This is a genomic window from Vibrio sp. 10N.286.52.F8, from assembly GCF_041468745.1.
In the GTDB taxonomy this organism is placed as follows: Bacteria; Pseudomonadota; Gammaproteobacteria; order Enterobacterales; family Vibrionaceae; genus Vibrio; species Vibrio crassostreae_C.
This window is the reverse complement of the sequence record NZ_JBFRJF010000010.1, coordinates 293,309-309,484: the sequence shown is the minus strand read 5'-3', so window position 1 is coordinate 309,484 and position 16,176 is coordinate 293,309. Positions and strand designations below refer to the sequence as shown.

The 16,176-nt window shown below is 45.5% G+C and carries 11 protein-coding genes; 1 reads left to right on the top strand and 10 read right to left on the bottom strand.

Features of this window, described 5'->3' with window-relative positions; genetic code table 11:
* The 9 genes from AB4133_RS05485 to AB4133_RS05445 form a co-directional block, all read right to left on the bottom strand.
* The gene (locus AB4133_RS05485; protein WP_372224051.1) at nt 1-1,722 is read right to left on the bottom strand and encodes a glycoside hydrolase family 9 protein; all 1,722 of its coding nucleotides are present in this window, start codon (nt 1,720-1,722) and stop codon (nt 1-3) included.
* A gap of 98 nt (nt 1,723-1,820) precedes the next feature.
* Complete coding sequence (locus AB4133_RS05480; protein WP_017059411.1) at nt 1,821-2,816, bottom strand: ABC transporter ATP-binding protein; 996 nt, start codon at nt 2,814-2,816, stop codon at nt 1,821-1,823.
* 87 nt (nt 2,817-2,903) lie between these two features.
* Nucleotides 2,904-3,887 carry an ABC transporter ATP-binding protein gene (locus tag AB4133_RS05475; RefSeq protein ID WP_017063265.1) on the bottom strand — a complete coding sequence of 328 codons (984 nt, stop codon included), beginning with the start codon at nt 3,885-3,887 and terminating at the stop codon, nt 2,904-2,906.
* A gap of 2 nt (nt 3,888-3,889) precedes the next feature.
* Nucleotides 3,890-4,915, bottom strand: a complete 1,026-nt coding sequence (locus AB4133_RS05470; protein ID WP_017056648.1) for an ABC transporter permease — start codon at nt 4,913-4,915, stop codon at nt 3,890-3,892.
* A 2-nt stretch (nt 4,916-4,917) separates the two neighbouring features.
* Entirely contained in the window at nt 4,918-5,904 is a 987-nt protein-coding gene (locus AB4133_RS05465) for an ABC transporter permease (RefSeq protein ID WP_017059409.1), read from the bottom strand.
* A 169-nt stretch (nt 5,905-6,073) separates the two neighbouring features.
* Nucleotides 6,074-7,756, bottom strand: a complete 1,683-nt coding sequence (locus tag AB4133_RS05460) for an ABC transporter substrate-binding protein (protein ID WP_017056650.1) — start codon at nt 7,754-7,756, stop codon at nt 6,074-6,076.
* Nucleotides 7,757-8,456: 700 nt separating this feature from the next.
* Nucleotides 8,457-11,846: a response regulator gene (locus AB4133_RS05455; RefSeq protein ID WP_136977818.1), complete on the bottom strand. Its 3,390-nt coding sequence runs from the start codon at nt 11,844-11,846 to the stop codon at nt 8,457-8,459.
* A 216-nt stretch (nt 11,847-12,062) separates the two neighbouring features.
* Nucleotides 12,063-13,085: a 16S rRNA (guanine(1207)-N(2))-methyltransferase RsmC gene (gene rsmC / locus AB4133_RS05450; protein ID WP_017066801.1), complete on the bottom strand. Its 1,023-nt coding sequence runs from the start codon at nt 13,083-13,085 to the stop codon at nt 12,063-12,065.
* Nucleotides 13,086-13,195: 110 nt separating this feature from the next.
* Complete coding sequence (locus AB4133_RS05445) at nt 13,196-14,281, bottom strand: AI-2E family transporter (protein WP_017059406.1); 1,086 nt, start codon at nt 14,279-14,281, stop codon at nt 13,196-13,198.
* A 76-nt stretch (nt 14,282-14,357) separates the two neighbouring features.
* Here AB4133_RS05445 and AB4133_RS05440 point away from each other — a divergent pair, with 76 nt between their 5' ends.
* On the top strand, nt 14,358-14,483 hold the full coding sequence (locus AB4133_RS05440) for a hypothetical protein (RefSeq protein ID WP_004734537.1): 126 nt from the start codon (nt 14,358-14,360) through the stop codon (nt 14,481-14,483).
* Between the two features lie 140 nt (nt 14,484-14,623).
* Here the strand turns inward: AB4133_RS05440 and hemL are convergent, their stop codons facing one another.
* Nucleotides 14,624-15,919 (bottom strand): glutamate-1-semialdehyde 2,1-aminomutase, encoded by a 1,296-nt coding sequence (gene hemL, locus AB4133_RS05435; protein WP_010436060.1) that lies wholly within the window; start codon nt 15,917-15,919, stop codon nt 14,624-14,626.
* Nucleotides 15,920-16,176: the final 257 nt, after the last annotated feature.

Sequence of the window (16,176 nt, the reverse complement as noted above, 5' to 3'; positions counted from 1 at the left end):
TTATTGCTCCTTACGCTGAGCTAAGAAGTTGAACTGTGCAGCGGTTGCTAATAAGAACCACGCACCATGAGGGATCCATTGCTCACCCCAGCGCCAGTTTTGAAGCATGTCATCTTTTTGTGCTGGTGGATTGAACGCAATGTCTTGTTCATCTTCAAAACCAGCTGTGATGCCATTACAGATACCGCCTTTCGCATTGAAGAACCCAAGCTGAGGTAGGTAGTCTGGGTTGTTATGGCCATGACCATCGAGCATGCACATGTGGTATGGGTTGAGGCCCAAGATCCAATCAAGGCTATTTTGTGAAAGCTGGATTAAGCGCTCTTGAAGTTCGCTATCTTTAATGTGCGGTTGAACTAGGTAAGCCATGGTTGCGAGTGAGCCAAGGCGTGCGTTCTCGCCTTGCCACCAGTAACCGGTTTCGTTCTGTTGAGCGACGAAGAAGGCATCACGTTTATCACCATCGACAGATTTAACGTATTGTCTTGGATAGCCAAATGGGTTGGTGACTTTGTCGGTGATGTTGATTTCGAACTGACAAGCTTGTTCAACAACTGTGCGCGCCTGTTCTTTTAATTCAGCATCGGTTTCGTTGTCGATGTATTCACATAGTGCAATCACAGGAAGACCGGCTTCAGCTGCGTGAAAGTATGGACGAGAGCCATCAGAGTTTGCCGACCAGAAGTGCTCAAATGAATCATCGGATTGCTGACGAGAGATTAAACGAGTCGCCCAAGTTCTTGCTTCTGATAGGTATTGCTGGTCTTGTGTTACGCGATACAGCTCATTGGCTGCGAGTAGGGCGCAATACTCATCGATGATGTTCTCTTCACCATCGTTTAGATACTGGAGGTTGTACTCTTTTAGATGCCAGTAACCCTTAACCGCCATTTCAAGGTATGTGTGGCTCGAGTAGCTGCCAGAGATTTCAAGCTCAGAAGCTGCGGCTAATGCTGCGATAGCAACACCTGCACCTTGTCGGTAGCCCGCTTGTAAGTCCGTTGATTTATGACCTTCTTGAGTCGCATAAGCGCAGATATCGCGTTGGTTGATATCTTTGCTCCATTTGTCGAATACCGTCATATAGAAGTATCCGTCAGCGTCTTGCATACGCACTAAGAAGTCGGCACCGAACAGAGCCTCTTCCGTTAGACGAGTCATGGAGAATTTCGGGAAGTCTGGGTTATGGCTAGTCAAGCGTACGCTTTTTAGCATGTTCCAAACGACCATCGGAATTTGTTGTGGGTTTAGGTAGTTACCATAAGACAGGTGGCTAAAATATTTACTGACATCACCTGATGCGTCATACCATCCACCGTGGACATCGACGTATCGGTCGGTACCTAGAATTTGTGCTTGTCGATCTTTTTTGTCGAAATTACCGCCACAGCGTTGTGACTTAAAGTAATGAAGCACATCAGAAAACGTGTGGTTCATTAATAGGTTGCTACCAATCTCAAATACTTCTGAACGCAGGTTGTCAAAACGTAGGTAGTAGCGACCAGATTCAGTGACTGAACTGAAATCAATAGTGAAGAATTGCCCTTGATGCCAATTTGCTACGCGGCCTTGTTTAACCACATCAAAATTTCCGACAGTCATATGGTTGTCAGCACAGACGAGTAGAGCCGTAGTGCTTGATAGGCGAGCTTTCTTAGTTTGTAGGATAGCTTGCTTCGGGCCTGTGGACTCATAGCCAATATGGTTGGTCAATAACAGCATCAATATTCTCCGACAGTCCTAGTTTCTATTGGCTAGGTACTTGAATGTTTTGGATATAAATAGTTAGGGTCCGAAGACCCTAACTTGGGTTTTATTGCTTAGCTTTCGTGTAGGTAACAGCGCACAAAGTGGTTATCAGCGAGCTGCGTAACCCCTGGTAGCTGCTCTTTGCACTTATCCATTGCGTGAGTACATCTGCCTGCAAATGGGCAGCCTGCTGATACTGGTGTCCACAGAGGAATCTCACCTTTGTTGCCTGCAAGTTGCTCGTGGATCGACTTCTTAGGATCTGGAACGGCCGAAACAAGCAATTGGGTGTATGGGTGCTGAGGGTTAGCAATCACGTCATCGGTATCGCCCCATTCCACCATGTGTCCCACGTACATCACCGAAAGGTCTTCAGCGATGTAACGAGCGGTTGCGATATCGTGAGTGATGTAAAGCAGAGACATTTGCTTCTCGAACTTCATCTCTTCCATCAGGTTCAAAACACCGGCACGAATCGATACATCAAGCATTGAAGTTGGCTCATCGGCTAGTACAACTTCGGCACCTACCGCGATGTTGCGGGCTAGGTTGACACGTTGACGTTGGCCGCCAGACAGTTGGTGAGGGTACTTCTTCGCCGTCTCTTTTGGTGGGATCAGGCCCACTTGCTCTAAAAGATCGTAAACACGCTCTTCTAGCTCTTTCTTGTTGCCCGGAGATACTTTCTTGTGGATCAACAGTGGTCGAGCAATGTGGTGGAAGATATTGTGCGTTGGGTTCAATGAACCAAACGGGTCTTGCCATACCATCTGCACGCCTTCACGGTAGTGCATAAGATCTTTTCTGCTTGAGATCTCTTGGATATCACGACCTTTGTATTCGATCGTGCCGCCTGAAGGTGCGTACATTTTTGCGATCATTTTTGCGGTTGTTGATTTGCCTGAACCAGACTCACCAACCACTGCTAGGCCACGGCTTTTGTACATCTTGAATGACACGTCGTTAATCGCACGCATCATTGGGGTTTGAATGGTGGTACTGCTTATTGGGAAGTCTTTTACGACATTCTTGCCTTCTACCAATAATTGACCGAAATCTTTGCTCATAATTGTCTCCAGAATCCTTATTCGCTTTGCTTGTTTTTAGGCGGTCGAGCCGCCTTGTTCGTTATTCACGCTGAGTCAGCGTGCAAGCTATAGCTTCCTTTGTACTATTGGGTCACCGTACAGGTGGCAGTTAGACAAATGTCCCGGGTCGATAGAACGCAGCTTGGTTGGCACCTTGGTACACTTTTCATGTACACGGTCACAACGAGCTTGGAAACGACACCCTTCAGGGATCTCTAACAGGTTCAGAGGGTTACCCGGAATACCTGCTAACTTTGTCTTTGGCCCTGTCAGTGGAGGGAAAGAACTTCCCAACCCTTTGGTGTAAGGGTGGTAAGGGTTTTCTAGAATATCTTGAGAGTTAGCTACTTCGATTAGCTCACCTGAGTACATGATGCCGATGCGGTCAGAGAACTCGACCATCAATGACAAGTCATGGGTGATGAACAGAATCGAGAAGCCAAACTCTTCTTTCAGTGCATAGATCTTTTGTAGGATTTCGCGTTGCACAACCACATCAAGTGCGGTTGTCGGCTCATCCATAATGATCAGCTTTGGATTCAGTGCTAACGCGATAGCAATAACCAAGCGCTGACGCATGCCGCCAGAGAATTGGTGAGGATAGTCACTCAATCGGCTCGGGTGAATATCGACGATTTCAAGTAGACCTTCAGCACGCTGCTTAGCTTGCTCGCGAGTCATGTTGGTGTGACGCATGATTACGTCACAGAACTGCTCTTCCATCGGTAGTACTGGGTTGAGTGCGTTCATCGCGCTCTGGAATACCATCGACATCTCACTCCAACGGAACGACTGCATACGGTCATCACTGTATTCAAGGATGTTCTCACCGTTGAAGATAACCTCACCACCACTGATGTAAGCGGGCGGCTTATGAAGACGCATAAGAGAGAAAGCGACCGTTGATTTACCACAGCCAGATTCACCAGCTAGGCCGAAGACTTCACCTGGAGCGATGTCGAAACTTACGTTGTTACACGCACGAACATCGCCAGACTCTGTGATGTAATCCACGCATAAGTTGCGGATAGAAATTAGTGGTTCAGACATGATTATTTATCTCCGCTCCAAAGTGCATTTTGTGGTGGTAGTTCTGGTTCACGTTCTTCTTTGTCTTGTGCTGCTAGTTTCTTCCAACGCTTCATGCCTTTGTGAGAACGCAGTTGCGGGTTAGCAATTTCATCGACCGCGAAGTTAAGTAGAGCAAGGCCAGTTACAAGTAGTGTCAGTGCGATACAAGGAGCCAGCAGTTCCCACCAAGCGCCAATCAGCATTGATGAAGAGGTTTGAACGTTGTAAAGCATGATGCCCCAGCTGATTGTGTTCGGGTCACCAAGACCTAGGAACGAGATGGTTGCTTCCATCATGATTGCGTACATCACCGAACCGATGAAGCTTGCGCCAACGATAGAGATAAGGTTTGGCAGAATCTCTACGAAGATGATGCGGAATGAAGATTCACCCAAAACTTCAGCGGCTTTTACAAACTCTTTTTCACGCAGTGCTAAGGTCTGGGAGCGAACAACACGGGCGCCCCAAGCCCAGGACATAAAGCCGATAACCAAGGTTATGGTGAGTGGCCCTGCCTCACCGATAAAGGCTGCTACTACGAACAGTAATGGGTATTGAGGGATTACCAGCATGATGTTCATTGCGGCTGTTAGAACGTCATCGACACGGCCACCGAAGTAACCTGCAGAAACACCAATAACAGTTGCGAGTAAACATACGGTTAGACCCGCACCAAAACCTACAGCAAGAGATACGCGTGCGCCGTATACCACTTGAGACCAAACGTCACGACCCATACGAGTTGTACCTAGTACGTGGTCTGCTTTTTTAGACATGATCAATGTACGACGGTCGTCTGCTAGATTTTGAGCAACCCAGCCATCAGGGTTAGTTTGTGCAGACTTCACCACGAAACCAGGATATTCGTGTGGGTTACCTGTACGCTTGTCTGGTACATGTTTGGTGATTAATGGAGCTGCAATCGCGCCAAGAATAAAAATACTTAGGATGATGACGCCTGTTAGGGCCATCGGGTTACGCCAAATGAGTTTTAGAAAGTCTTTCATGATTATTTACCACCCTTACGAAGACGAGGGTCAAGAACAACGTAAAGCATGTCTGCAACTAGGTTAAAGAACAGCATGAATAGCGTCATGATAAGCAGCTGACCTTGCAGTACTTGGTAGTCACGAGCGTTAATTGCGTTGAAAAGTACGCTGCCAAGACCCGGGTAGTTAAAGATGATTTCGATAATTAACTGACCACCGATTGCCATACCTAGGGACATTGAAAGGGCTGTCACACTAGGTAGCATCGCGTTACGAGCTGCGTAGTTGAATACCACTCGGTTTTCGCTCAGGCCTTTGCCTTTCGCCATGGTGATGTAGTCTTCGGCTAATAGGTTGATCATGTTGTTACGCATGTTTACTAGGAAGCCACCAATTTGAACAACAGAAGCACAGAACAGTGGTAAGAAGGCGTGGTAAGCGACATCTTTAATGAATGCCCAGCTTGTCCAATCAGGTATAGTACCAGCGGTGTAGGCATACCCTGTTGGGAACCACTTCAAGCCAATTGCAAAGGTAAATAGTGCAATCATCGCGATAACAACTTGAGGAACGGCTTGTAGAATCAGCATCCCTGGCGTTACGAAGGCATCGTACTTACTGCCGCGTTTCCACGCTGCGAAAATACCTAGGATTGAACCAATCGAGAAAGAAAGAATAACTGCGGTGCCGGCTAAGAAAAGCGACCAACCGAATGCTCCACCCAACAGTGTGTTTACAGAAAGTGGGTAGAATTGAATTGATGTACCAAGTTCCCAGCTAAGAATGTTCTTCATGTACGCCACGTATTGAACTAAGTAGCCACCATCAACGAAGCCTAATAGTTCTTTCATTGCAGCAATACGCTCTGGAGTAACTTGTACAGAAGCGTTCGCAAACATCATGGTAACTGGGTCACCAGGCATTGCTCTTGGAATAATAAAGTTTAACGTCGCAGCAACTAATAGCGCGACAAAATAAAATGACAAACGTCTTAAAAAATAACCCATAACTCACACCTTACTCACCCAGATTGTTTCCCTGTTTCTGGATTCAGGTCGCTCCTAGCGAAATTTGGAACGAAAAACCCCCTGACGACTAGCGCCATACTTTCAATTGAGAGTGTGGGGATTTTTATAAGCGGCGTAAGAGGTTACGCCGCAAGGATTGAACGATTACTTATTTAACTGGTTTTAGGTCCAGTACATGAAGTAGACGCTCTGGAATACCAGCCCAAATGTTTGGACGGCCTTTTGGATTTTCTTCGTTCCACCAACCAGTGAAGCGAGTTGTGTTGTATTGGTACATGTAAGCACCAGACATCACAGGGATTGTCACTTGGTCTGCAGCGATGATTTGCTGGATACCGTGTGCAATGTCTAGCTGCTCGTTCTTATCAGCTGTTTTGTAGAAGCTGTTTAGAAGACCATCTAGCTTGTCGTTTTTGTAGAAGTGCATTGCGAAACGAGGCATACCATCACCAGATTGTAGTGATGAGTTGTAAGCACTGTTCCAGTACGTGTATGGATCCGCACCGTGGAAGTAGTTTGTGTATGCTACGTCGTATGTACCTTCAAGCATTGCTTGGTTGTAAACAGAGAAGTCAGGTGTACGAGCTTTTGCTTTAATACCGATTTCGTTTAGCTGTTCTACCGCTAGTTGAACTGTGTTGTTGAAGTCAGTCCAGCCGTTTGGCGATTGAATCATTAGTTCGAAAGACTTGCCTGATGGAGTGTCAACAAAACCATCTTTGTTTACATCTTTGAAGCCAGCGTCAGCAAGAAGCTTCTTCGCGCCTTCAGCGTTGTAAGTGTTGAAGCCTTTGTACTTGTCATGAGTTTTTTCATCAGACCAAGCTTCAAACGCGTAGCCAAGACCCGATGCGAAATCGTTTACAGTACCGCCCCCGTAGAATGCGATGTCGATGATAGTTTGACGGTCAAGAGCCATAGAGAAAGCACGACGGAAGTCAACGTTGCTCAATGCTTCATGCTTCGCAGCATCAGGGTGCTTGAAGTTAACGATGAATGCCTGTGTACCTGCTGGCGGGTACCAGTAGTGGTGTTTAGGGCTAGCTGCTGCGTATGTACGATCGATATCTGGAACGAAAGAAGACGTCCAGTCCATTTCACTGTTTACAACTTTACCTAGGAATTGGTCGTTGTTCGCAATTTGTGGAACACGTAGACAGTCAACATCTAGGTTGTCTGCATCCCAGTAGTTCGGGTTTGCACACTGGATGTATAGCTGCGCTGTAAACGTATCGATTTCTGTAAATGGACCAGAACCTACCGGGTTCTCATTGGTAAACGTTGATGGATCTTTAACGTCTTTCCAGATGTGCTTAGGTACTACAGGTACTTTAGCAATCTCGTAAGGTACGTTTGAGTTTGCTTCTGTTAGTGTGAACTTAACTTGGTTGTCGTTCAGTTTTTCTACAGAAGTTACCCAAGAGTTGATACCAGATTGGTCAAGCTCTGGCTTCTCTTTTACAAGGTTGAAAGAAAAAACAACATCATCAGCAGAGAAAGTTTCTCCGTCAGACCATTTAACACCCTTACGAATGTCGAAAACAACGCTCATCAGATCATCTGACATCTTGAAGTTTTCAGCTAGACGGAACACTGGAGTGTTACCGTGCATTTCGTTAAATACTACTAGCGGCTCATACATGAAGTCAGTTGTAGTATGTAGGTTAGTAGCACCAAGGTACGGGTTAAAGTTACGTACGAATGTAGTGTACTCTTTCGGGTGAACGGTCAGTTCACTGCGTTCTGCAGCGGTTGCTACTGATGCAAAACCTGTTGTAGCAGTTGCAATAATTGCTGTTGCTATTGCTGTTTTTTTTATATTGGCAAGCATAGCTGTTCCTTACTATTTGCTTTCATTTCACTAATGGATTGAATGTTATCTGTCGCTAAATTGTTTAGTAGATACACACTCTGGTTAAAGGCCTACCTCTTCTTCGTTGCTCCAGATTCATCGTTGATTCTGAGAAGTGGTAAGAGTGGCCTGTAGGCCTTTGGCAGGAGTAAGAAAACACCTTATCGATGAATTAATCAAACTCGTTTCCCGTCAAAAACGTTAAAAACACACAACCCCACGTCATTAACGTCAAAATAGGTTGCTTTGGTGGTTTTTCGTACGCAATTGTTAAAGTGATGTGACTCGCATTTGGTTTTGAGGTTCTTGCAGGTTGTAAGTGGCCACTAACTTTAAAGGCTTTTTATTATAATGCCTTACCCTACGTTGGTATAATTGTAGATCTCGGTCACTTGCCAGTTTTACGTTAAATTTCCCTAGAAAATTAAATCTGCCGTTCTGTTGTGACTCGCTTCTCAAACTGCAACAAAGAGTCAGATATGATTGAGAATAGAACGAAAAGTACTGACGGTTACGAGCCCACACTGTACGTAATTGGCGTGAATTCCTCCTTGTTTAAGGGCGTAAAAAAAGTGCGTTGCAAGCGATGGGATTCTACTTTTTGTGATTATTAGGCGTACAAAAAAGCCCACGCTAGGTGGGCTCCATTATTCAAAGTATCGTGATGTTGGTTCAGGGATTAACTGGTCAGTAGTTTCTGAAGTTTATCTCTTAGCATCTCAATATGGGTTCTTTCTGGCGTCTGTTCTTTACAGTGTTCCAGTATGAATTCGATTGAGCTCAGTACCGTTCGCCAGCGAGGGGTTTTCGGTAGGGTTTCTACGCGTAGGTATTTGTCTAGCGTTCGAGTTTGCAGCGTACTGCGGTCTAAGTAGACGCGCCACAAGCCACTCTTCTCGGCGAAAGCGAACTTGGTTTCACCAGTCACCGATTCCCAGTAGATGATGGCATTAGTCATCGCATCGACCAGTACCTCGCGCATTAACTCTTGCTTGTTTTTACCTTCACCGGTTGCCTTGTCAGCAAGACGAGTAAATTCTCCGCCAAGCTCCTTCAACTGTTGCAACTTATCTTTGTCGCCTTCAAAGGCATAACTAGAGAGAGCTTCAACCGCCGTTTCAAGGTTATTGATTCGGTTTGAGTTAACACCACCACCTACATTGAAGATATACATGGTGTCGAGCCCTGAGCCTTCAGGCAGCTTAAGGATGTCACTTGGTATGCGCTGACGTGTATCGTCTATATAGATATCAATATCACCGCAGTAGTGGGCTTGTTCTACCTTAAGGTATTTAGGCGCAATGATCTCGTCGACCATTGAGCGTTTAAGTTGTTCTTGTCCGCGTCTGAATAGCTTCGCCGCAGCTTCGTTAGCAAAGCGAATACGTTGGTCGTCACGAATACAGATGATGGCTTCAGGTGCCGATTCTAGTTGCTCTAATAAGCGGCCTTGAGTTTCTAACAAGTTAGCCTCAACCATCGCTCTATGTTTGAGCTCGAGTTGCAGTTGGTCGTTTTCAAGGCGTCTCTGTTCAGCTTTGCTTGCTGATAGATGTGCTGTAATTCGAGCCGCTAGTTCTTGTTTGTTGAACGGTTTAGACAAGTAGTCATTGGCGCCAGCTTCGAAACCTCGAACACGGTCTTCTGCTTGGTTGAGTGCCGTTAGCATGATGATTGGCAACTGAGCATGATCGTATTGCTTACGCAGTGCTTCACAAACCTGATAGCCGCTCATTCCTGGCATCATGATGTCGAGTAGAAGCAGCTCTGGCTTCTCTTTCTCAATCAGTTCAATGGTTTCAGGGCCATCACATGCAGTACGTACTCGATAACCTTCTAACTTCAAGAAGCTGTCTAATACTCGCAGGTTAACCGGCTCATCATCGGCGATAACCAATAACGGGCCATCTGGGTTTTCACTGATAACACTATTTTCTTGTTGGCTGTTATCAATTAAATCAGGCGCTTGGAAGTGCGAGTAGTGACCTGATTCGTTGTAACTGTCTAACTCATCTTGAGTAGCTAGGGGCAGGGTAAAGCTAAACGTAGTGCCGAGCATTGGTTGGCTACTAACGTACAGTGAACCGCCCATTAGCTCGATCAACTGACGACTGATCGATAATCCAAGCCCTGCACCTTGGCGGTAGTTACTCGCATCTTGGCCTGCTTGAATCAATGGCTCAAAGATGTGCTCAAGGTACTCGGCCGGTATACCTTGGCCAGTATCGACAACTTGTACACGAATGTTGTCATCGATAACGCTGGCAGAGATAACAATTTTACCTTCTGAGGTGTACTTGATGGCATTGCCGACCAAGTTATACATCACTTGCTCAAGTCGTTGAGGATCCGATGAAACCAGACCTAAATCACTTGGGACTTGGTTAATAATACGGATTGGCTTATTGCCCAATAGGTGATGAGACAACTCTAGGACCAAGCTGGTGGCTGCCGACAAATCAACGGCTGATTTCTTAATATCTAAGCTGCCATAGCGCATCTTGTGATAATCAAGCAGATCATCAACCAAGGTCGCCAATCTCTGACCGCTATTGATGATGATATCTAACTGATACTTCTGGTTTGCTGGAATAGGGCCGTTCGCTCCAGATATCAACGCTTCAGCGATACCCACCATGCCATGCAGTGGTGTTCTCAATTCATGTGAAGTAGTCGCTAAGAACTCATCTTTGAGTTTATTGGCCAGTTGTAACTCTTCGTTTTGCTTTTGAATGGTCTTAAGGTTGTCCTCAAGCTCATCGTTTTGGCTTTTGATGAGCTGCATTTTTTCACGAATAGATCGCTGCATTCTTTCGAAGCTCACCGCGAGTCGGCCTATCTCATCTTTGCGCTCGGTATTGATCATGGTTTCATCGAGATCACCCGCCGATACTTTTTCGGCAGCCCACGTCAGTTTAAGCAGTGGGGATGTGATGAAGTTAGACAGATAGTGCGATGCAACGACTACCAGAATGATCGCCGTTAGCATCACGATCACGAAGATCTTTTCTAACTGATGAATACGGGCAAACGCCTCTTTCTCTGGCAGCTCTACGACAAGAGCCCATGTTGCGTATTTCAGCTCAATTGGCGTATATGCCGCGATGATCGCTTGATCTAGGGTGTTGTCGAAGGTGCCAACCGCTGTTTCGCCAGCCAATGCTTTATCGACAACATCTAGGCTCAAGTTGATAGATTCTTGTGAATGAGCAAGGCTACGCGGCAGGTGATCATCACCTACAAGCAGCGTTTGAATATTCGAACTCTTGTTGAGATCCGCAATCAACTTAGTAATGCCGTTGATTGGTAGCCTAAACATCGCGTAACTGTGTAGGTAGCCTTGTTGAACGATAGGTGCGCCTAGCCATGCGGTCTGTTTGCCATTCTCGTCTTTAAAGTCAGAAACGATAACCGGCGTGTAATCTTCGTTAGATTTGCGTCGGTCGGTTACGTCTTTGGCTAGTCGTTGAAAGGTAATACCTAGGTTGGAATCCTTGTATTTGCCAGTCAGCAAGTTGGTGCCGTAATCGTCATTTTTAAAGACGGAATAAGCGACGTTACCGTTGATATCAACTAAGAGAATATCGTCAAAATCAGAGCGTTTAAGCAGTTCTAGGTAAGCATTATGGTAGCGCTTGTGGAGCAGGCGATAACGCTCGCTGCCAATAAAGCTGCTGGATTCAGGGAGGATCGACGTTTTGATTTGATCGCCAGACCCCTGAATGTAGCGCTGCTGCGCATTACTGCGTGCCTCGTCAATATCTAACCCCAATCGTTGAAATGCATTGATCAAACCATAAAATCGCCCGCCACTGGCATTGGCCAATTCTGAGCGAACAAAGCCCATCACTTGGGATTCTTGAGCTTGTAGGTAATCGACAATTTGCTGCTGCTTAGTATCACGAACCGAAACAAGGTGTGAGGTGCTTTGTTCCTGGAGATCCTGACTGTGCGATTGGAGGAAAAATATCGCGATAAGTGTCACAGGGGTAATACTGAGGACAAGAAATGCCAGCATTAGGGTATTTTGAAGGCGCTTAAACTTCTGCTTACGATAGAATCTAAACATAAATTGGGTACTACTTTCCTTTGATGTACTGCTAAAAGGGGCGAAAACAAGTACAGAGAATAGAATTAACGGGTTCCAATTTAACGAAATTAACGAGTTTTTTTACTTTGACAAGTAAGTGGTATTTAAAGCGTGTGCAAAAGCTCATTTTTATAGAGTTTTGACAAAAATATGAACAGACAGCGCAGATAATGACCCTGCGCTGTGCTAGAGAGGTTATTTGTTTGCGTGATAGATCGCGAATTTAGTGGTCTTATTTAGAGTCGCGCATTTTCCAAATGCTTGTTCAATAATTGGAATGTATTTTAAGAAACTATTCGCAACAATAATCATCTCACCAGAACGCTTCAAATGCTTAGGAGCCTGAGAAAGTAAGGTCTCAGTCGCGCTGTAGCTAGTGTCTAAACCTGAATGGAATGGTGGGTTACTGATGATGAACTGATAGTCTTCTGCAGTATCAGAATAGACATCGGATGCGAAGACTTTACCCGTTAAACCATTCGCTTCTAGCGTTGCTTGGCTTGATGCCACGGCAAATGCACTGATGTCGCACATTTCTAGCTCGATATCTGGGTTACGAGATGCCATCACCGCGCCCAATACGCCTGCACCACAGCCAAAATCCAGTACCTTGCCTTTTAGTTTTGGCAGAGTATCCAACAGAAGTTGGCTACCGACATCGAATTGACCGTGACTGAAGACGCCAGGAAGGCTTTTTACCGTAAGTGATTGCTCACCAATGTTAACCGTGTAGGTCTTAAACCAGTCTTGCAGGTTGAACGCTTGTGGTTGCTCGAAGCATTGACCCCAGTAGAAAGAGCAACGACGCGCTGAATCGTATTTAACAACTTTGCCGTAAGGAGCAAACATCTTCTCGATGCTTTTCACGCCTGAACGGTTTTCACCAACCACGACGATCTCGGTATCTTTGCCTAGCTTGGCAAATAGCATCGCCAACAAAAATTCCGCTTCCGCTTTGGCTTTTGGCCAGTACAACATCACTAAGTCGGCTTTAGTCTCTTCGGTAAACTCCGCACCATAAAAACGTTGGATGGTGTTGTAGCCTTCTAATTGACGGTAGTAGCTGTAATTAGAAGTAAACACAGAGACAGATTCACAATGCTTCGCTAACTCAACAGGGAACAAGTCTTCTGCCTCACCGGCAACTAAAACATGTTTGCCTTCAAAGTAGGCGAGTTGGCGTTGAGCAATCTGGCTTGGTGCAATATAAGCTGACATAGGACACTCTGTTGAATCGTTAGCAAAAAATGAGGGCGGATTTTCGCATAATCCGCCCAAAGCTTGAAGTGTTTAATACGGGTTCGCCAATCAAGTTGACGTCAAGTTCGTTAACTCTTGTCTTGCTGGTTTAAAAAGTCCTTAAACTCTTCATCGTAGATGTTGAATAGGACAATGGTAATCGCAAAAATCAATGGTCCGTAGATAAGACCAATTAGGCCAAACAGTTGAATACCACCCAATAGTGAGAAGAAGATCATCAGGGTATTCATGCCTGCACTGCCTTGCATTAGCAGCGGACGCAGAAGGTTATCAATTGAACCAACAATCGCTACACAGTAAACCGTTAGGAAAATCGCCCACGTGGTATCACCAGTTAGGAACAAGTAGGTTGCTGCTGGAATCCAGATTAATGCGGTACCCACAACTGGGATGAAAGAGGCAAAGCCCATCATAGTACCCCAGAATAGACCTGGGAAACCGGCAATCCACATACCTAAACCGCCGGCAAAACCTTGCGCGATTGCGGTTAAGAATGAGCCCATTACTGCTGATTTAGATACTTGCTCTATCTCTGTTAGAAGTTTGTCTTCTTGGCTACGAGACAGCGGCAGAATATGACGAACCACACTGATGATTTTGTCGTGATCTCTTAATAAGAAGAACAAAACGAACAGCATCAAGAAGAAATCCATCAAGAAATTGGTCGCGTCACCTAAGATTTTGGCACTGATACCAACTAGCTTAGAACCAAAGCTTGTCGCAAACTCACCGACTTTTTGTGCGATGGCTTGGGGCTCAATATTGTCGAAAGGCAGGTAGTTATTCACAAATGACAGCGCTTTGACCACTAACGGATGAGCAAACAGAGTCTGAATGCCACCGTGGGTCACCCATTGGTAAGTATTCTGAGAGAACAGAGAACCTTGCTGAACAATTGCTGCGAATACTGCCAATAAAGGGATAACAATAATGAAGGTCAGTATGATACAAGACAGCAGAGAGACGATGTTTTCTTTATTCGGGAGCTTTTTTTCAAGCCACTCATGGATTGGGAACATCAATAGTGAAATGATAAAGGCCATCACGATAGAGTTAACGTATGGCTCGATAAGCAAGTAACAAGCATAAGCCGCCGCGAGTAGGGCAATGATGATCACCCAGTGGCTGGAATTGATTTTGAGTTTTTCTGACACGGTAATGGTCTCTATATTTGCGTTCTGAGTTTATAATGGCTGCAAAACAGAGAGTTAGCAATGAGGAGTTTTGATAATGGGATGCTGTAATAAAGATAAGAAATGCCAAGACGAAGAACAGCAAACAAAAAAAGAGATCCCTTGGTTCAGAATGTTCCTTGGTACCTTGATGTTGTTGGTTTTCCTTTTCTGGGAACGTTAATGCTTTTGGTTCAGCTTTAGCCTTAGTCGACGGCTAAATAAGCTGTCATATTTGTGGCTGGTGAGCGCGATATATAAAAAAGGGCTGCATTTAATGCAGCCCTAAATTCAATCGGTTAGCGACTTATAAAGTGCTTTCGATTATTTGCTTTCAGCAGCAATGATCGCAAGAGAGCGGTCAGCAGCTTCTAGTGTTGCATCAAGTTCTTTTGAACCATGAGCAAGAGAAGTAAAGCTTGCTTCGAATGCTGAAGGTGCAAGGTAAACACCGTGATCTAACATTAGGTGGAAGAAGCGCTTGAAGCGTTCTACATCACACTTAGTTACATCTTCGTAGCACGTCACAGTTTCTTGGTCAGTGAAGAAGAAACCAAACATACCGCCAACTTGATGAACTAGCATCGGGATGCCGTGCTTGTCAGCAAGTTGCTTGAAGCCTTTTGCCAACTGCTTAGTTTTTGAAGCTAGACGCTTTTCGTTGCCTTCTTCTCGTAGAAGGTTCAAACATGCGTAGCCAGCAGCCATTGCAACAGGGTTACCTGAAAGCGTACCCGCTTGGTAAACAGGGCCAGTTGGTGCGATGTATTGCATCACGTCTTTACGACCACCGAAAGCACCGACAGGCATGCCGCCGCCAATCACTTTACCAAGACACGTTAGGTCTGGCTTGATGTTGTAGTAAGCCTGAGCACAACCTTCAGCAACGCGGAAACCTGTCATTACTTCATCAAAGATTAGCAATGCACCTTCTTGATCACAGATTTCACGTAGACCTTCGTGGAAGCCTTCTACAGGAGGGATACAGTTCATGTTACCCGCTACTGGCTCAACGATGATACAAGCGATCTCGCCTTTGTTTGCTGCGAAGATTTCACGTACTGAATCTAGATTGTTGAAGGTTGCTGTTAGCGTTAGTTTCGCAAAATCAGCCGGTACGCCTGGAGAGCTTGGTTGACCTAAAGTCAGTGCGCCAGAACCAGCTTTTACAAGTAGGCTGTCTGCGTGGCCGTGGTAGCAGCCTTCAAACTTAAGAATTTTGTCACGACCAGTGAAGCCACGAGCTAGACGAATCGCGCTCATTGTTGCTTCTGTACCTGAGCTCACCATACGTAGCTGTTCCATTGATGGAACCATCTCAGATACCAGTTCAGCCATTTTGATTTCAGTTTCGGTTGGAGCACCGAAGCTAAGGCCGCGTTGAGCTGCTGCAATAACTGCGTCACGAATAACCGCGTGGTTGTGACCAAGGATCATTGGACCCCAAGAGCCAACGTAATCGATATACGCTTTACCATCAGCATCAAAAATAAGTGGGCCATCAGCGCGTTCAACGAAGATTGGAGAACCACCTACGCCATTGAATGCACGAACTGGAGAGTTTACGCCACCAGGAATGGTTTGCTGTGCTTTTTCGTACAGCTCTGCTGATTTGGTCATTGATATATCCTCTTTTGACTGTCGGACCAATTGGCACGCATTGTACCTATCCCTAATCCAACTAGGAATGCTTTCGCCCAGATAATCACCCGAATCTGGTTGTTTTGTGTGGTTACACGTTTTAATTGTTAGATATTGGCGAGTTTACAGCAGTAAAAGGACCGATCCTGTGGTGAATACTTGAACGTTTCAGTCAGGTATTAGATAATCACCGGAATATAAGAAAATACTCAACAACTATGGTCTCGAATTAGATT

What these genes read in the sequence shown, in the direction of transcription:
- AB4133_RS05460 (WP_017056650.1), bottom strand. Translation starts at nt 7,756, where the DNA reads ATGCTTGCCAATATAAAAAAAACAGCAATAGCAACAGCAATTATTGCA.
- AB4133_RS05485 (WP_372224051.1), bottom strand. Translation starts at nt 1,722, where the DNA reads ATGCTGTTATTGACCAACCATATTGGCTATGAGTCCACAGGCCCGAAG.
- AB4133_RS05480 (WP_017059411.1), bottom strand. Translation starts at nt 2,816, where the DNA reads ATGAGCAAAGATTTCGGTCAATTATTGGTAGAAGGCAAGAATGTCGTA.
- AB4133_RS05465 (WP_017059409.1), bottom strand. Translation starts at nt 5,904, where the DNA reads ATGGGTTATTTTTTAAGACGTTTGTCATTTTATTTTGTCGCGCTATTA.
- AB4133_RS05475 (WP_017063265.1), bottom strand. Translation starts at nt 3,887, where the DNA reads ATGTCTGAACCACTAATTTCTATCCGCAACTTATGCGTGGATTACATC.
- AB4133_RS05455 (WP_136977818.1), bottom strand. Translation starts at nt 11,846, where the DNA reads ATGTTTAGATTCTATCGTAAGCAGAAGTTTAAGCGCCTTCAAAATACC.
- AB4133_RS05440 (WP_004734537.1), top strand. Translation starts at nt 14,358, where the DNA reads ATGGGATGCTGTAATAAAGATAAGAAATGCCAAGACGAAGAACAGCAA.
- AB4133_RS05470 (WP_017056648.1), bottom strand. Translation starts at nt 4,915, where the DNA reads ATGAAAGACTTTCTAAAACTCATTTGGCGTAACCCGATGGCCCTAACA.
- rsmC (WP_017066801.1), bottom strand. Translation starts at nt 13,085, where the DNA reads ATGTCAGCTTATATTGCACCAAGCCAGATTGCTCAACGCCAACTCGCC.
- hemL (WP_010436060.1), bottom strand. Translation starts at nt 15,919, where the DNA reads ATGACCAAATCAGCAGAGCTGTACGAAAAAGCACAGCAAACCATTCCT.